This is a genomic window from Octadecabacter algicola (assembly GCF_021532625.1).
Taxonomy (GTDB): Bacteria; Pseudomonadota; Alphaproteobacteria; order Rhodobacterales; family Rhodobacteraceae; genus Octadecabacter; species Octadecabacter algicola.
Window position 1 is genome coordinate 726,202 of the sequence record NZ_JAKGAR010000002.1, and the last position, 14,446, is coordinate 740,647.

15 protein-coding genes are annotated in these 14,446 nt (G+C 54.6%); 10 read left to right on the forward strand and 5 right to left on the reverse strand.

Annotation, left to right across the window (positions count from 1 at the left end; all coding sequences use genetic code 11):
• The first annotated feature begins 5 nt into the window (after positions 1 to 5).
• The 3 genes from L0666_RS10335 to L0666_RS10345 are packed head-to-tail and all read left to right on the forward strand — an operon-like array spanning position 6 to position 2,642.
• Positions 6 to 959 carry an ABC transporter permease gene (locus L0666_RS10335; RefSeq protein ID WP_235261428.1) on the forward strand — a complete coding sequence of 318 codons (954 nt, stop codon included), beginning with the start codon at positions 6 to 8 and terminating at the stop codon, positions 957 to 959.
• Complete coding sequence (locus L0666_RS10340) at positions 952 to 1,893, forward strand: iron chelate uptake ABC transporter family permease subunit (protein WP_235261231.1); 942 nt, start codon at positions 952 to 954, stop codon at positions 1,891 to 1,893. Before L0666_RS10335 ends, L0666_RS10340 begins: the two co-directional genes overlap by 8 nt.
• Positions 1,890 to 2,642: an iron ABC transporter ATP-binding protein gene (locus L0666_RS10345; RefSeq protein WP_235261232.1), complete on the forward strand. Its 753-nt coding sequence runs from the start codon at positions 1,890 to 1,892 to the stop codon at positions 2,640 to 2,642. The genes L0666_RS10340 and L0666_RS10345 overlap by 4 nt, the downstream gene beginning before the upstream one ends.
• On the opposite strand, the gene L0666_RS10350 is transcribed toward L0666_RS10345, so the two are convergent.
• Genes L0666_RS10350 through L0666_RS10365 form a run of 4 tightly spaced genes read right to left on the reverse strand, consistent with a single transcriptional unit; the run spans position 2,639 to position 6,400 of the window.
• Positions 2,639 to 3,427 (reverse strand): heme ABC transporter ATP-binding protein, encoded by a 789-nt coding sequence (locus tag L0666_RS10350; protein ID WP_235261233.1) that lies wholly within the window; start codon positions 3,425 to 3,427, stop codon positions 2,639 to 2,641. The genes L0666_RS10345 and L0666_RS10350 overlap by 4 nt on opposite strands.
• A gap of 3 nt (positions 3,428 to 3,430) precedes the next feature.
• Entirely contained in the window at positions 3,431 to 4,510 is a 1,080-nt protein-coding gene (locus L0666_RS10355) for a FecCD family ABC transporter permease (protein WP_235261234.1), read from the reverse strand.
• Between the two features lie 3 nt (positions 4,511 to 4,513).
• A complete protein-coding gene (locus L0666_RS10360) occupies positions 4,514 to 5,314 on the reverse strand; it encodes a heme/hemin ABC transporter substrate-binding protein (RefSeq protein WP_235261429.1) in 801 nt (266 codons plus the stop codon).
• Between the two features lie 39 nt (positions 5,315 to 5,353).
• Complete coding sequence (locus L0666_RS10365; protein WP_235261235.1) at positions 5,354 to 6,400, reverse strand: hemin-degrading factor; 1,047 nt, start codon at positions 6,398 to 6,400, stop codon at positions 5,354 to 5,356.
• Positions 6,401 to 6,606: 206 nt separating this feature from the next.
• On the opposite strand from L0666_RS10365, the gene L0666_RS10370 reads away from it, so the two are divergent.
• From L0666_RS10370 to L0666_RS10400, 7 genes are all read left to right on the forward strand, one after another.
• Positions 6,607 to 8,643, forward strand: a complete 2,037-nt coding sequence (locus L0666_RS10370; protein ID WP_235261236.1) for a TonB-dependent receptor domain-containing protein — start codon at positions 6,607 to 6,609, stop codon at positions 8,641 to 8,643.
• On the forward strand, positions 8,643 to 9,095 hold the full coding sequence (locus tag L0666_RS10375) for a hypothetical protein (protein WP_235261237.1): 453 nt from the start codon (positions 8,643 to 8,645) through the stop codon (positions 9,093 to 9,095). The genes L0666_RS10370 and L0666_RS10375 overlap by 1 nt, the downstream gene beginning before the upstream one ends.
• On the forward strand, positions 9,092 to 9,706 hold the full coding sequence (locus tag L0666_RS10380) for a MotA/TolQ/ExbB proton channel family protein (RefSeq protein ID WP_235261238.1): 615 nt from the start codon (positions 9,092 to 9,094) through the stop codon (positions 9,704 to 9,706). Before L0666_RS10375 ends, L0666_RS10380 begins: the two co-directional genes overlap by 4 nt.
• Positions 9,707 to 9,711: 5 nt before the next feature.
• Complete coding sequence (locus tag L0666_RS10385; RefSeq protein WP_235261239.1) at positions 9,712 to 10,098, forward strand: biopolymer transporter ExbD; 387 nt, start codon at positions 9,712 to 9,714, stop codon at positions 10,096 to 10,098.
• 3 nt (positions 10,099 to 10,101) lie between these two features.
• Positions 10,102 to 10,497 carry an ExbD/TolR family protein gene (locus L0666_RS10390; RefSeq protein WP_235261240.1) on the forward strand — a complete coding sequence of 132 codons (396 nt, stop codon included), beginning with the start codon at positions 10,102 to 10,104 and terminating at the stop codon, positions 10,495 to 10,497.
• Positions 10,494 to 11,441, forward strand: coding sequence for an energy transducer TonB (locus L0666_RS10395; protein WP_235261241.1), 948 nt, complete (start codon positions 10,494 to 10,496; stop codon positions 11,439 to 11,441). The genes L0666_RS10390 and L0666_RS10395 overlap by 4 nt, the downstream gene beginning before the upstream one ends.
• Before the next feature lie 142 nt (positions 11,442 to 11,583).
• Positions 11,584 to 13,578: a TonB-dependent receptor domain-containing protein gene (locus L0666_RS10400; protein WP_235261242.1), complete on the forward strand. Its 1,995-nt coding sequence runs from the start codon at positions 11,584 to 11,586 to the stop codon at positions 13,576 to 13,578.
• 81 nt (positions 13,579 to 13,659) lie between these two features.
• Here the strand turns inward: L0666_RS10400 and L0666_RS10405 are convergent, their stop codons facing one another.
• Positions 13,660 to 14,445 (reverse strand): siderophore-interacting protein, encoded by a 786-nt coding sequence (locus tag L0666_RS10405; RefSeq protein ID WP_235261243.1) that lies wholly within the window; start codon positions 14,443 to 14,445, stop codon positions 13,660 to 13,662.
• Between the last annotated feature and the right edge of the window lies 1 nt (position 14,446).

The window sequence follows — 14,446 nt, forward strand, 5'->3', positions numbered from 1 at the left end:
TGCCGATGACACGCTGGTATTGGGCGGGCGGTTTTGCGCTCGCCTTTTTGTCATTCATCTCGATTTTCGTGGGCGTGATTGATCTGTCTTTTGGCGATCTTTGGCGCGACCCCGAGGCATTACGCCTGATCGGGATTAGCCGGTTCCCACGTACGATCGCCGCCGTGATTGCGGGTGGAACGCTGGCCGTTGCTGGTTGTGTAATGCAAATGCTGGTGCGTAACAGGTTCGTAGAACCCATGACCGCTGGGACTGGGCAGGGCGCAGCATTGGGCATTTTGGTGGTAACCATTCTTACCCCGCAGGCTTCGATATTTCTAAAGATGAGTTTGGCCTCAGTGACGGCGCTGGTGACCAGTCTTGGGTTTCTTGCCATTGTCCGCCGTTTGCCACCAACCCAGCCACTGTTGGTTCCATTGATCGGCCTCGTCTATGGCGGGCTCATCGGGGCGGCAGTGGTTTTCGTTGCCTATCAGGCTGACCTGCTGCAGTTCATTTCTGTTTGGTTGAATGGTGAGTTTTCGGGCGTCCTGAGGGGACGATACGAGTTATTGTGGCTGGCGGCTGCAGGTGCCGCACTGACATATTTTGCAGCAGATCAATTTGCAATCGTTGGGATGGGGCAGGCCGTAACCACGTCATTGGGCTTGAATTACAAACAGGTCGTTTTAGTTGGGCTAATCGCCATTTCATTGATATCGGCGTTGACCGTCGTAACTGTCGGAATCATCCCGTTTGTAGGACTTGTAGTGCCCAATATTATCTCGCGGTTGTTTGGGGACAACCTGCGTCGGACCTTGCCATTGGTGGCGATGATGGGAGCTAGTTTGACGTTGGGTTCAGATATCGCAGGTCGCTTGATCCGTTTTCCGTTTGAGGTTCCCGTCGGCACAGTGTTGGGCGTTGTCGGCGCCGCTATCTTTCTTTGGTTGCTGTACCGGACACCACGATATGCGTAGTCGTTTGATCTGGCTGGCTGTGATTTTGTGTCTGTGCTGTATTGGCTACATGACCATTGGTGCACGCGGACCGCTTAGCTTTGTGATCCCGTTTCGTGGAACCAAGCTTGCGGCATTGATCCTCGTGGGTTTTGCGATTTCGACATCCACTGTGCTGTTTCAAACGGTGTCTCAGAACCGTATTCTGACACCGTCAATCATGGGGTTTGATGCGCTCTATGTGATGATTTTAACTGGCGCTGTTTTCTTTCTAGGGGGGATGGCCTTTGTTGGTTTGTCGGACCAGATCATTTTTGCCGTCACAGCGTCGGCCATGACGTTGGCAGCATTGGCATTGTTTTCAACACTTCTTCGTTCGGCGCACAGCAACCTGATGCGGATGATCCTAACGGGCATCGTTCTGGGCGCATTGTTCCGGTCCCTGACGGATTTTATGCAACGGATGATCGACCCAAACGAATTCTCTGTCATCCAAGGCGCGTCTTATGCGCGATTTGCCCAGATCGAGACCGACTTACTAATGATCGCCACCGTGGTGTGCTGCGTTGGAGTGGGTTTGGCGTGGCGTATGCGGTTTGCCTTGGATGTGATGACACTCGGTCGCGAGGCGGCTGTGAGCCTAGGAGTCGATTTACGACGCACACAAATGAAGGCCTTGGTCTTAACTGCCGTGTTGGTCGCGGTGTCGACCGCGTTGGTTGGGCCTGTGGCGTTCTTAGGACTGCTGGTCGTTAGCCTCGCGCGGTTGGTGACGCCTATTGAAAAGCACGGGGTGTTGTTTGTCAGCGCAGGGCTGATTTCCGCGATCACATTGATCGGTGGACAAACGATATTAGAACGCTTGTTCAAACTGTCGACGCCGTTGTCGGTGGTGATTGACCTGTTGGGCGGCGCATTGTTCTTGATCCTGCTTCTGAAGGGGCACCGCAGATGATTTCTATTCGCAACCTTTCCCATCAAATAGGCGGTGCGCCAATCTTAACGGATATTTCGCTGGATTTGCCTCGCGGAAAAATCTCTGCGTTGATCGGTCCGAACGGGGCAGGGAAGTCGACCCTGCTGTCGTTGATCGCGCGGCTGGAAAAGCTGCAAGGCGGGTCAGTAATCGTTGGCAATTTGACTGTCGGGTCCTGTTCAAATCGCGAACTGGCCAAACATCTTTCGATCCTGCCGCAGATGCCTGATCAGGTGCCGCGGCTTTGTGTGCGGGATTTGGTTTCATTCGGGCGTTACCCCTATCATCAAGGTCGTCCTACCGCCGATGATGAAGCTGCGGTTGAACATGCGCTGGCCGTTTTCGGACTGACAGGTTTGGCGAAACGATCCGTAGATGAACTGTCAGGCGGGCAGCGTCAACGGGCGCAAATTGCTATGACCTTTGCGCAGGACACCGAGTATATGTTGCTCGATGAACCATTGAACAATCTCGATATCGCGGGGGCGCGCTCGCTTATGGCATTGTTGCGCGATCTTGCCGATAATCATGGAAAAACCATCGTCATTGTTTTGCACGATATCAATTACGCGAGCCGCTATGCCGATTGGCTTGTGGCAATGCACGACGGGCAAATCGCGGTTGAGGGAGCGCCTGCCCAAACGGTGACGTCAGACTTGTTGCGTGATGTGTTTCAAACTGATGCAGACATTCAGCATATTGATGGCCTGCCAATCGTAATGGTCTAGATCAGATCGGCCATATGGGGCAGTATGTAGGGTGCATCCTGAATATGTAACGGCGCTACATTTACGCGAACCCGGCACCCGTAGGCCCGTGACAGATATTCGTCTGATAGCACAGTTTGGGCGTTTCCTTGGACGACGGTGCGGCCACTGTTCATCAACAGTATACTATCGGCAAACATAGACGTCAGGTTCAAGTCGTGCATGACGGCAATCACACCGCCACCTGCGTCGGCAAACCGTCGTGCGATTGTCATCACTTCAAGCTGGTGGCCGATGTCGAGCGCAGAAACTGGTTCATCTAGAAACAACCAAGATGCTTTGCCATTGCGTGTCGGTTCCCAGACTTGCACCAGCACGCGCGCCAACTGGCAGCGTTGTTGCTCGCCCCCTGACAAAGCGTGATACAGCCGTCCCTCGTAGCCAGCCAGCCCCACATGGGCGAGCGCGCGCTGGGGGAGGCTGCTGTCTTGCGCCCCAAGCCCTGCCGTCAGGCCAAGGCGCACAACCTCGAGCACTGTAAATGGAAACGCGAGGCCCGCTGCTTGCGGTAAGACGGCGCGGCGAGCGGCAAGCGAGGGCGCGGGAATGGCTTGTACATCTGTCCCATCCAGCGTGACAATTCCCTTATAAGGCAGGTCGCCTGTCATCGCCTTAAGAAGTGTCGTTTTACCAGATCCGTTGGGGCCAACAATCGCGGTCAATTGCCCAGATTGAGCCTGAAACTCAACGTTGTGTAGGATTGGTGCTTTACCAATAGATAGTTCGATATCTGTCGCGTTAAGCATCGTTTACATATCCAAGAGGCCGCGATTACGCAGCAAGACATAAAGGAAGAATGGCCCGCCAATGGTGGCCGTGACGATACCGATGGGCAGTTCGCTGGGGGCGACGATGGTCCGTGAAATCATGTCTGCGCCAAGCAGAAAGGCGGCACCTAAAAGGGCGGAAATGGGCAGCAGATAACGGTGGCTTGGCCCGATTGAAAGGCGCAGTAAATGGGGCACGACAATGCCTACGAAACCGATGCCGCCCGACACGGCGACTGCTGCGCCTGTTGCGCCCGCGACCGTTAGGATAGCTACGTTTTTCATGCGTTGAACTGGAATACCTAAATGTCCTGCGGTGGCTTCGCCCAAGGTCAGCGCGTCTAGCCCGCGTGCGAGGAACGGGGTGGTTGCCAAGGCCAATACGATAAGTGGGCCTGCAACAAACAGTTTGGTCCATGTGGCGCCGGCCAATGACCCAAGCCCCCAGAATGTCAGATCACGGAGCTGATTGTCGTCGGCCATGTAGACCATTACTCCGGCAATCGCGCCCGTTAATGCGCCCAAGGCGATACCGGCCAAGAGCATAACGGCAACAGATGTGCGACCCTTTCGTGTTGCAACACGGTACAGCAAGATGGTGGACAACCAACCACCGGCAAATGCTGCGATAGGGACCGTGTACATGCCTGTCAGTACCGCGAAAGCGGGGGGCAACATGCCACCCAGAACAATCGCCATGATCGCGCCAAGGCCCGCTCCCGCGCTGACACCAACCAATCCGGGGTCTGCAAGCGGATTACGGAACAATCCCTGCATAACTGCGCCCGATACCGCCAAGGATGCGCCGACCAGTGCCCCAAGCAATGTGCGGGGTGCGCGGATGTCAAACAAGATGACCTTTTCGCGCAACCCGATCGGTTCCCCGGATGCCCATGCAAACAGGGATTGAAGTAGGGACGTCCCTGAGGCGCCAACCGTAAGGCTGGCGATGATCATCACAAGCAGCAGAACGGCACAAAGTACAAGAACCGCCATCGCCTGTGCGCTGCGGTCCCCAGCTTGCCTGGGAGGGAACGGTATCCCAGCTTCAATGATCGCCATCGATTAACCCTCGCCGTAGAGCGCAGAGTGCAATGTCGCTGCAGCCTCTGGCGTGCGAGGACCAAAGCCCAGCAGCAAGAGCCCGTTTATGCGTACGAGGGATTGGGTTTGCGCCGCGGGGGTGGTCGATATTGCGGGATGAGACCACAGTTCTTGATCCGCTGAACCGTGATCGCCGTCGCTCGTCATCATTACGATCACGTCGGGGGCAGCCAAAGTCACAGCTTCGTCGGTCAAAGGTTTGTAGCCCTCAAAGCCAGTGACTGCGTTGATGCCACCAGCTAGCGCGATAATCCCGTCGGCTGCGGTATCCGTGCCCGACGCCATGATCCGCCCACCTTGGGTGGATAGGATAAACATCACGCGCGATGGGGCGTCCACGTTCGTGTCCAATGCCGCCAGCTGCGCATCGACTTCAGCCGCCAGTTGGGCGCCTTTATCTGGAACGCCTAGGGCCTGTGCGACGGCTTGGATTTTGGTTGCGACGGCTGCGCGATCAAACCCATCCGGGATCGTGACGAAGGGTATGTTCGCGCCTTCCAACACTTCAATCGTCTCAAAAGGGCCGCTTCCTTCCTCGGCGATGATAAGGGTCGGATCGACGGACAATACCCCCTCAGGGGAGAGAGCGCGCATATAGCCCACATCAGGAAGGTCTTCGACAACCGCAGGGAAACTGGATGTCGTGTCGCGTGCGATCAAGCGGTCCTGTTCACCAAGGGCAAAAACGATTTCTGTGATTGACCCACCGATCGACAAGACGCGTTCTTCAGCGAAGACGGACATAGAAAATGCGGGGAACATAAGTGCGGTCGCACCGGACAGGAATAGGTTTTTCATGACTTATGCGTCCTCCAAATGAAGTTCTGGGAGCGTCTTGATCAGGTCTTTGAAAGCACCGGTGTGGTCCACCTCATCCGTTTCGCGGTGACGGCCGAACATTTGCAGAATTAACATGCCGTGCTTGTCAAAAGCCTCGATGGAAATCGCCATGCCACGTTTCGTTGGCTTTTCCACGGCCCAGACTTCGGCCACGTGGTCGGTGCGCAGGTGCAGGTTGAACATTGGGTCCAATACGTTTTGCCAAGGCCCCATCGGCTTGATGGTATTTAGCGGGCCGGTATGGATTTGGATGCAGCCGCGATTGCCCACGAACAGCATGATTTCTGTATCAGCCTCGCCTAACGCCACAATTGCGTCGTTCAACGCCCAAGGTGCCAAAGGTCTCACGAAGGGTTTCCCCGCAATGCGGTAAGCTCCCAATCGGTTCATTTTAAGCTGTGAGGTCAACCGCATGAATTGGTGGGTGTCTGTCATCTGCGACCATGCTGTGCGTAGCTCTTCGGCCTTTTTGGGATCGGCTTTCGGGCCCTCGACGGGCGCGCGTGGCGCAAGCTCGAGGGTCGCGGCCTGATCGCCCTTGGATAGCTGTTTCACCATGTCGTCCCACGCCGCGACGTCGGTTTCTTCTCGCGCGAAGACCTTGTGCACGGCGTCGCCGGCAGCATCGAAAAACTGAATCGATCGTTGCGTCCCGTTTTCCGTATCTTTGGTTTGCGCAAAACCATGAATCCAATGGCTGCGGAAAATACGGAGGTCGATGTCATCGTTGATAACCATAGAAGCATGTGGGCCACCACGATAGTTTTCGTAAACGCCATCCTTTTCATGCACGGCGCTTTCGTTGCGCGTCAAAGCCATGACAGATCCCGCTGCGTTCAACGCAGGCATGACAGCATCAGGGTTGGGGTTGATCGGTATTGCACCTTGGGCGGCCAACAATGCGGCCTCGCCTGTGTTCAATGCGTCAGCGGCATCGCGTGCACGTTTTTTGGGGTTGTCGTTCAGGTACGCCCGAATCTCTTCGGGGGACGGGAAGGTCATGGCCATTTGGCAGTCCTCTTGGTTTTGTTTGGAACTAAGGGGCTGGCGCAGACGGCTGGCTGGAAGGTTAATTTTTTAGCTCTTCATTACTTGACTGTTTTAATCAGGTTAATTAGGAGCAGCAAGAGATTAAAATCAAAATCTAAGCAAGCCATCGATTTACCTCGGCCAGCTAGGACGCAACGACGCGCCATATTGGCCGAGGGAAAACGATGACAGACTTAAAACGCGCTTTGCTGAGCGCTACTATTCTCAGTTCCGTAACACTATTGGCTGGGACGCCAGCCACTGCTCAAGACACCACTGAAACACCGCTGGGACGGATTGTTTTGGGCACGGGTACGTCAGGTGTCGCAATTGATACGCCACAGGCCGTAACGGTCGTGAACGAGGACGAGATCGACCGAGCTCAAGCCACTACTGTAGGCGAGCTGTTCGATCTCGTGCCGGGGGTTCAGGCGATTGGGTCCGGCCGGGTCGGTGGCGAGTCCTTTAACATTCGTGGGGTTGGTGCACTTGCGGCGTCTGACGAATCTCGGATCATTATCACAGTTGATGGCGCGACTAAGTTCTATGAACAGTATCGCCTTGGTTCGTTCTTCTCGGACCCAGCACTTTACCGTCAGGTCGAAGTTTTACGCGGGCCCGCGTCGTCTACGCTTTATGGTGCGGGTGCTTTGGGCGGGGTTATCAACTTTGAGACCAAAGATGCATCTGACTTCTTGGGAGAGAGCGATACGGCAGTTCGCACGCGTCTCAGCTACGGCAGCAACTCCGATGAAATGGCTGCGTCTGTGATTGTGGCGGAACGGGTCGCTGACAACCTCGATTATCTTTTCGCCCTTAATTACCGGACCGCTGGCAACTATTCGGACGGTGATGGCAATGAGATTGCAGGGTCAGAGTTCGATTCCATCTCCGGTCTAGTGAAATCGCGACTGACGTTTGGTGACGACAACGCGCAAGCGCTGACCGTGTCTTATACGCGTTGGAACAGCGACCTGGACGACACTGAGTATTCCCAAACTGGCACAAGCGGGTTTGGCACGATTGACCGTGATATCACGGATGAAACGCTGGCAATCCGCTATGAGAATCCAATGCTGGGGAATAACCTTTTGGATCTGGATGTGGTGCTGAGTCTTTCAGACACCGACGTTATTCAGTCTGATTCCTCTGCGCCTTTTGGGCCTGCCTGTATGACGGCTGGCCTGTTCTGTGATGCTGAGTACGGCTACCAAACAACCAGCCTGAAAGTGGAAAACACATCCGAGTTCAGCGGTGCAAACTATTTGGCATATGTCACGGCAGGCGTTCAGCTTTCACAACAAGAACGGGTCGCGGAAACAGAACTTGGTGGCTTGGGATATCACCCTGAAGGGACGGACACGAAGATTGGCGTCTATGCCCAAGGCGAATTCATAATTAATGATCGTCTGACAATTATCCCTGGCGTACGCGCTGACTTTGTCTCTTTGGAAGCGGGTGATGATCTCGCATTTGCAGATTTCGAAGAAGTCGCCGTGTCCCCGAAACTGGCCGCTCACTATCAGATCAATGACACATATGCTGTCTTTGGCTCCATCGCGCGTACTCAACGTGCACCGACTTTGGATGAAATATTCTCGTCTGACGCGGATGAACCAAATAGCCCAGATCTGGCATCCGAAACGGCCGCCAGCGCAGAATTCGGCGCAAGTGCATCGTATTTTGGTGTTTTCACACCATCTGACGCTTTGGATGTTAAGGCCACATTCTTCTACTCAGAAGTCGATGACCTGATCTCTCGTGATAGCACCGCAGGTACGGCGTATTACGAAAACGTAGATGCGGCGAAAATCTATGGTCTGGAAGTCGAAGCTGCATACGAAGCCGACAATATGTTCGTGCGTGCAGCCTATTCTGACGTTCGCGGCGAAGATCAGGATACAGGCGAAACACTGTCATCTATTCCAGCTCGAAACCTTAGCCTGACGGTTGGCGGGCGCCATGAACAACGCGGCCTAGAATATGGTTGGCAGGGCGCATTCTACGACGACATCAGTTATGGTGCTGGTGATGATTATGACGGCTATGCGGTTCACGACCTGTTCGTGGATTGGCAGCCGCAATCCGGCGCATTCCAAGCTTACGAGGTTGGTTTCCGCGTCAACAATGTACTGGACACCCAGTATGAAAACGCGCTGGCAGGGGATGCAGGTGAAGGCCGATCCTATGAAGTCAGCCTAACCCGAACATTTGAGTTTTGATGATGAGAACAAACCGAACCGAAATAGGTTTGGCATTGGCAACCGCACTCCTCGTGGCGCTGCCCGTACCGATCCTTGCCCAAGAGGGAGCCGCAGATGCGGCTCCCTCGATTGGCGTCGAAGTGAACAGCACCTTGCAACTGGAAGGGGCCTGTCAGCTGACGTTTATGTTGACGAATGGCTTTGACGCCGACGTGGAATCGTTGGTGTTTGAAACTGTGCTTTTGACCAAAGAAGGGGGTGTTGATCGCCTGACCTTGTTTGACATGCGCGACCTTCCAAGCGGAACGCCACGTGTGCGGCAGTTCAATGTTCCGTCCTTAACATGTGACGATCTGGGGCAAGTTTTGATCAACGCCGTAGCAAAATGTTCCGGCGAAGGTCTTGAAACGGCAACCTGTCTAGACGCCTTGGATTATTCATCGCGAATTGATGTGGAGATCTTGGGGTGAGCATTTTTGCGAGTATACAAACCCAGTTGCAGTCCATCTACGATCTTGGCGGACCAGTCGTTGTTTTGATGTTGGCACTGTCGGTGCTTTCCTTGGGCGTGATCCTTTGGAAGATATGGCAGTTCTATCGACTTGGTGTAGGTCGCAATGCTCAAATCACAACAGCGATCATTGAATGGGATGCTGGTAACCAAGACGTGGCAGAAACGGCCTTGGCAAAAAGCCGGAACTCGTTATCGGACGCTTTGCAAAGCCGCCAAGTGAACGGCCCGAAAACCCGCATCGAAGCAAAAGCCAGCGCACATATTGCGAAATTGGAGACCGGCTTTCGCGTCTTGGATAGCATCGCGCAAATTGCGCCACTACTGGGCCTGTTCGGTACCGTGTTGGGGATGATTGATGCCTTCCAAGCGCTACAACAGGCGGGTAATTCGGTTGACCCGTCACTGCTTGCCGGCGGTATCTGGGTGGCGTTGCTTACAACCGCCGCAGGGCTGGCGGTTGCGATGCCGACATCGCTGGTTTTGACGTTCTTTGACAGCCGCGTCGCCCGTGAACGGGTGCTGGCCGAAAGCGCGATTGAATCCAAATTTGCGGCGCGGGCAGGGTGATCTAAATGGCCCTTCGTGCAGCTACATTGCGACGTAAACAGGTGTCGATGACGTCACTGATCGACGTCATTTTCTTGCTTCTGCTGTTCTTTATGCTGAGTTCGACGTTTACGCGGTTCGCGGAAATTCCGTTGACGGGCGCGCGTGCAGGACAGGGGGCAAACACAGCTGAAGCCCCGCCATTATTCATCCGATTAAGCGAAAATGGCGTGGAGCTGAACGGTCACGACTATACGTTGAGTGACGTGATTGATCAGATCGACACCATTGCTCCACCCAAAGGGCAGCAATTGGTGATTGCGCCGCGTGATGCTGTCACGTCGCAGCGCTTGGTTGACCTGTTGGTTGTTCTTGCCGCGCGGCCCGATCTTTCTGTCGTTGTGTTGGAATAAGCCATGCCTTTGACGAAATCCACGCGCCGCACCCATTCAGAACCGACAATTGCACTCATCAATATCGTCTTTCTTATGCTGATATTTTTCATGATCGCAGGGGCATTGGCCCCGACTTTGGATGATGACATCAGTTTGATTGATACCGCAGAACTGGAAGGGCGAGCCCCGCCAGACACCACCGTATTGCGCGCCGATGGAGCGCTGTTCCTGCGTGGCGCCGAAGTGACCGCAGAGGAGGCTGTCGACGCTTCTTTGGACGGACCGAACGGGCCGGATATGCGTTTGGTTGCGGATCGCGAAGTGCCCGCCAAAACCTTGATGTTGCGCGTTGCTGAACTGCGCGGAGCGGGGGCCGAGACAGTTTGGTTGGTCACAGAACGAGGTTTGGATCAATGAACGTCCGCGCATCTGCAGTCGCATTTTTTGCCGTCTCTGTGATGGTCCACGGGGCGTTCGTATTGGCGATGGCTGTGCCAGACAATTCACCATCCGAAGCAGGTCCGCCTCCGGCGTTGATGGCGCAAGGCAATAGTTTTGCCGACATGGTTCAAGGGATCGAAACGTCAGAGCCTGACACCTCTGAGCCGTCCAAGGTAACGGATCAGGCAGATGCGGCCCCTGCGCCATCCGTCGCCCCCACGCCAACCCGTTCGAATGTCGACGTCGCCGACCCCGGTCTGCAATTGCAACCCGAAGAATTGAGCGAGATGCTTGCCGATGTTGCAGCAGTTTCAGTCGCGGAAATTGCACCCGTCTCGCCGGCACCGGTTTCGGCAATTCAGCCTACAGAAATCACAAGCGTTCAACCGCAGGTCATCGAGGCGTTGCCCGATGTGGAGGTCAACGAAGTCACATCAGATACCGTGCGACCACCGCGGCGTCCGGCCAATCTAGGACAGACGCCACCACCGCCGCCGCCACGTGCGACTCAACAGGTGCGGCAAACGCCAGCGGCTCCGCAAGGAAATGCCAACCAAGATGCGCGCAGGGGGACCGTCGCATCAACGCAAAGTACGGGACAAGCAACGCAAAGTGGCCAAGGCCAACAAGTCGACCAAGCTGCGGTTGCGGCCGCGCGCCAAGCGGCTGCCAATTACGGGAACGTCGTGATGCGCCGAATTAGCCGAACCCGCCGCGAGAACACCAGATCCCGTGGTGTTGCGGTCGTTAGTTTTCGTGTTGGTGCATCGGGGCAGTTGGCATCGGTGGGAATTGGGCGAAGTTCGGGTGATGCTGAGTTAGATAGAATTGCTATAAATCACGTCCGCCGAGCGGCCCCATTTCCTGCCCCTCCTGCTGGCGCGCAAACGTCGTTCTCGATCCAGTTTCAGGGGCGATAGATTCTTCATTTGTGTCGTGATTACAACATATTACCTTATGCTTAACACCTGTATTGTCCTCGTCTGAAACTTCCCATTAATGGGCCCTAATAGGCAGCAAGGATCACCCAGCCCCCTAGCAATGATTCTTGGGGGATATCCTATGAAATTTCTAAAATTATCGACCTGTATTATGTTGGGCATGGGCCCAGCGGCGACATGGGCACAAGACCTGTCGGCAACCACCGACTTCAGCGAAGAACGCGTCTTTCTAGGGACGATCTTTGTCTCCGCGCCTCTGAACCCTGAAGCCGAAGACGGTGTTTCAATCACCAGTGAAGCACTGGCGTTGAGCAACCCTGCTGATTTATCTGAACTGTTCGCGGCCGAGCCAACATTGTCCGTCGGCGGCGGAATCCCGATGGCGCAAAAGCTATATGTGAACGGGATCGAAGAGAACAACCTTGCGATTTCGATTGACGGCGCGCGTCAGAACAACCGCATTTTTCACCACAACACGACCACGTTGATCGACCCGTCCTTGCTGCAAGCGGTGCGGATTGATCCCGGTGTCGCGCCAGCGGATGCAGGTCCAGGTGCATTGGCAGGGGCATTGGAATACGAAACCGTCGATGTTGAGGACCTTTTGGACGAGGGCGACAATTTTGGTGGAGCATTCAAAACAGAATACGATTCCAACGGTGACGTATTTACCAACAGTCTGACAACATTTGCCCGCGAAGGCCGTTTTGAAGCGCTCGCCTTTGCGCGTTTTGCAACGGGCAACGATCGTGAAGACGGCAACGGAGATGCGATCCTTGGGTCCACAACAAATTTGACCAGCCTTCTAGGCAAAGTTGCATATGAAACAGAGACAGGCGGCCGTTTTGAACTCGCGTTAGAACAGGTCGCGGATGATGCCTTGCGTCCCTACCGTGCAAACATCGGATTTATTAATGGGGGGCGTCCGGTACCAGAAACGCGGTCGTATGATCTGACCCGCACGAACCTTAGCTTTGAATATACAACGGTCCAGCCGACAGCCTATTGGGATCCGACGTTCCGTCTGTCCTATAGCGGTACGACGCTCATAAACGACGAGTTGAACCTCAGCACCACTGCTTACAGCGAAGGTGAAACCTCAAGCCTGAACGGAGAAATTTCCAATTCATTCGAGCTCGCGCTTGGTGAGGTGAACGCAGGCGTCGACTTCTTCTCGGATGAAACGTTCTTGAATTACGAAAACTCAGCGAACCCATCATGGAACGATACCGCAGGAGAAGAACTAACTAACATCGGCGTCTTTGCGCAACTGCGAATGGAACCCACATTGAATACACGCTTGTCCACGGGCGTTCGGGCGGATTTCCAACGGTTCACTGGAGTTGATGGAACTGAGCAGTCAACTAGCGGTCTGTCATTTAACGCGAGCGGTGAGGTTGATGTTACCAATAACCTGACGTTGAGCGCAGGCTATTCCCATGTTTGGGGCGGCATCGAGCTTGCTGAAAACTATATCCTGAACTCTGGATGGGACTACTCGGTAGCTGAGATAGAAGATGTCACTGCTGACAACTTCTATCTTGCCGCAAGCTATAAGGCTGGTTGGGGTGTCTTTGACGGGAAACTGTTCTCAACCCAGATCGACAATTCCCGTGCAGCGACTTGGGGCGGTGGTCCCGCACTAACTGCCGACGTCGAAGCCACTGGTTTCGAGTTGGGCTTTTCCAGCAACTGGGACAGCGGATTTGTTAGAGTTGGATACGCTAACACAGACACCGAAGTGAACGGATTGAACGCGGATTCCTATACTGCCAATTACCTGACCATTCCTTTGGGAGAGATGCTGTCGGTTCAAGCCGCGCACCAGTTCAATAATGGTTTGATCATCGGTGGGGATATCCAACATGCGTTGGACTTCACGTTGACCGACACGGTCTATACCAGCTCGGTCGATATTGCTGGCTACACGGTTGTGAACACTTTTGCTGAGTACCGCCCCAACAATATTGACGGGCTCACAGTGCGCGCAGAAGTGAACAACCTCTTTGATGAGGCCTATGTCGCACGTGCGACTTACGGTCAGGATTTTGCGTCCGTTGAACCGAATTACGAAGAAGGCCGTTCCTTCGGTCTAAGCGTAGAATACGCGTTCTAAAAGCAATCGGCGCCCGTGTTGTTACGGGCGCCGAACAATCGTAATGGTCATACTTTCGACGTCAGAACGGACCTGTTTGCATTACACAGCTTCCGCGCGTTTTGCTGCTTGGTGTTCATCTTCCACGAGCCCAATTTTCCAATACCCTGAAATATAGGCATCACTCTTGGGGACACCGCGACGATTGATGATTTCTTCGCGGAGGGCTTTGATCATGCTGCTTTCTCCAGCGATGCAGGTTTGAACGGGGCCGGTGAATTCGGGCAATGCTGCGATGAGATCAACGGATTGCGTGACCTGTTGATGGGGGTCTGAATGAATTAGCCAATGTACATCGACACCTTTGGGTGCTGCGACGTTTTGCTGGTCCTCGGGGGTGGTGATTTCCAAAAATGCGACGCCTTTTGCGTCGCGCGGCATTGCTTCTAACGTTGCAGCGGCCACGGGCAGGGCGGACATGTCTGCGGCTACGATGTAGGCGTCTGCGTAGAATTCTTTCAACTTGATCGGACCAGGGCCCGCGAACCCAGCGAGGTCTCCAGACACACATCTGCGGGCCCATGCGCTCGCTGGGCCAGCATCACCGTGGTCTACGAAATCAATATCGATCTCCCCAAGGTCTGGACGGATATAGCGAATAGTGTAGGTGCGCACATCTGGCCGTGGGCCGTTTTCCAGCTCGGTTACAAATGCTGCGTCTGTTTGATCTGGCTTTGGGATGAACAGTTTGAAATGCGCCCCCTCGATCCCAGCATCTAACGTTTTGATCCAATCTGCATGGCAGGTCACGCGGATCATGTTTCGTGTAACCCACGTCTTCGTCGAGACGTGCATGATGCGCGGTGCGCGTTTGGGGGGGGTCGCCATC